This is a genomic window from Vibrio sp. 1078-1, from assembly GCF_033340475.1.
Genome location: NZ_JAWOWM010000120.1, coordinates 1 through 955 on the forward strand (window position 1 = coordinate 1; position 955 = coordinate 955).

Annotated in this window: 1 protein-coding gene; it reads left to right on the forward strand. The window is 49.6% G+C overall.

What is annotated here, in order from left to right:
• The coding region (locus R7190_RS26010; RefSeq protein ID WP_318137699.1) for a penicillin-binding transpeptidase domain-containing protein at positions 1-955 on the forward strand (955 nt) is incomplete at both ends.

A 955-nucleotide genomic window follows, 5' to 3' on the forward strand; every position in this document is an offset into this window, starting at 1 on the left:
TGGTGGTAAACGCGTGGGTTATGAAGGCTTTAACCGTGCGCTTAATGCTAGTCGTCCAATTGGTTCGTTGGTCAAGCCGGCAATTTACCTGACCGCGCTTGAACAGCCAGACAAATACAATTTGGGGACGACGCTGCACGACACGCCTCTAAGTTTGAAAGGTAGCAAAGGCTCGGTATGGACTCCGCGTAACTACGACCGTAAATATCGTGGTGATGTGCCACTTTACCTTGCGCTTGCGAAGTCATTGAACGTACCAACGGTAAGATTGGGGATGGAGCTTGGTATTCCTGAAGTATCTGGCACACTTGAACGCTTAGGCGTCAACAAAGATGAGATTCGTCCTGTGCCTTCTATGTTCTTGGGCTCGTTTTCATTGACGCCATTTGAAGTGGCGCAAATGTACCAAACACTGACTAACTCGGGTAAACGTGCTAAGTTGACCGCGCTTCGTTCCGTCATCGATATGGACGGTAACGTGCTTTATCAATCGTTGCCTCGCTCCTCTCGCGCGGTTGATGAACAAGCGGCTTGGCTAACGACTTACGCGATGAAACAAGGTGTCGCACAAGGTACGGGCCGCTACCTTCAAAGTCAATTCGCTTGGGCTGCGTTGGCGGGTAAAACGGGCACCAGTAACGATACTCGTGATAGCTGGTTTGTCGGGATTGATGGTCGTGAAGTGACGACCATTTGGCTAGGCCGTGATGACAACAAGCCAATCAACCTTACGGGGTCAAGCGGTGCATTGCGTGTTTACGCGGAATACTTGGCGCAGCGAATTCCTGAGCGTTTGGAGTTGCCTTGGCCTAAAGAAGTGACGACGCTTGGCTTTAAACCGACCTCCAACGGTGGTTTAGAGATGAATTGCCGCAGCGATTACAAACTTCCAGTATGGGATAAAACGGGTCAAATCAAACAACAGTGTGAGAAAAAATCTAACTGGTTGAATAGT